This is a genomic window from Kitasatospora sp. NPDC001225, from assembly GCF_053597855.1.
The window spans coordinates 1-1,542 of record NZ_JBSFJC010000436.1 but is presented as its reverse complement, the minus strand read 5'-3'; the positions used below and the strand labels follow the sequence as shown (position 1 = coordinate 1,542).

The window sequence follows — 1,542 nt, the reverse complement described above, 5'->3', positions numbered from 1 at the left end:
GAGCGCGGCCAGCAGCGCGGCGGCCAGCGCGTACACGGGCAGCCAGAGCGTGGTCGTCGCGGACAGCGCGCCGGTCGTGCTGCTCACCACCACGGACGACGCCCCGAAGGAGCTCGGCCTGACCGTGCCGACGGTGCTCACCGGCACCGCCCCGGCCGACGCCGACCCCGCCGCGCTGCCCCCGCTGCCCGCCCCCTCGGCGCAGGCGCCCGCGTACCTGCTGTACACCTCCGGGTCCACCGGCCGCCCCAAGGGCGTGCTGATGCACTCGCTGGCCCTGGCCCACTTCGTGGCCTGGAACGTCGCCGACCACCCCGCGGCCCGCACCCTCCAGTACGCCTCCTGCGGGTTCGACGTCAGCGTCCAGGAGATCCTCACCACGCTGGCCGGCGGCGGCACCCTGTTGCTGATCGAGGAGGAGACCCGCTACGACGTGACGGCGCTGGCCGCCGTCGTCCGGGCCACCCGGGCCGAACGGGTCCACCTGCCGTACACCCCGCTGGCCGCACTGGCCGACGCGCTCGGCGAGGAGCCGGTGCCGCACCTGCGGGAGCTGATCTCGGGCGGCGAGCAGGTGCTGCTCACCCCCGGGCTGCGGGCCTTCCTGGGCCGCAACCCCGGCTGCCGGATGGTCAACCACTACGGCCCGACCGAGACCCACGCGCTGACGGCCGGTGAGATCGAACCGGACGGCCCGGAGTACGCGCCGATCGGCCGCCCGACCCCGGGCAGCCGGATCGTGCTGCTCGACGCCTCCGGACGCCGGGTGCCGCCCGGCGCGGTCGGCGAGATCCACGCCCTCGGCGTCCAGGTCGGCATCGGCTACATCGGCCGCGACGAGGAGAGCGCCGCCGTCTTCACCGACACCCCCGACGGCCGAAGCTACCGCACCGGCGACCTCGGCCGCTGGCGCCCGGACGGCCGCCTGGAGTACCTCGGCCGGGCCGACCGCCAGGTCAAGGTGCGCGGCTACCGGGTCGAGCCGGGCGAGATCGAGACCGTGCTGCTGGGCCTGCCCGGCGTGCACGCCGCCGCCGTGACGGCACGCCGCACCCCGGCGGGCACCGTGCTCGCCGGGTACGTCGGATGCGCGGCCGCCGACCTGCCCGGGATCGCCGACCGCCTGGCCGACCTGCTGCCCGACTACATGGTCCCGAGCCTCTGGGCCACCGTCGACACCCTGCCGTTCACCCCGCACGGCAAGCTGGACACCGCCGCCCTGCCCGAGCCGCGCCCGCTCGGCGCGGACGAGCCGCAGGCCGCCCCGGCCACCGGGCTGGAGCGCACGCTGCAGCAGCTCTGGGAGGAGGAGCTCGGCCGCCCCGCCGGGGTGGAGACCTCCTTCTTCGACCTCGGCGGGCACTCCCTGGCCGCCACCCGGCTGCTGAACCGGGTCCGCGAGGAGACCGGCGTGCGGATCGGCGTCCTGGACTTCTTCCGCCGCCCGACCATCCGCGCGATGTCCGCCCACCAGCCGGCCGCCGAGCAGGCCCCGGCCCCGGCCTTCGAGGAGTGCACCCTGTGAGCACGGCGCAGGAGAAC

1 protein-coding gene is annotated in these 1,542 nt (G+C 76.3%); it reads left to right on the top strand.

The window, feature by feature from the left end; genetic code table 11:
• A partial coding sequence (locus tag ACWDCZ_RS41270) for a non-ribosomal peptide synthetase (protein WP_449818710.1) occupies positions 1-1,525 on the top strand: 1,525 nt, incomplete at its 5' end.
• Positions 1,526-1,542: the final 17 nt, after the last annotated feature.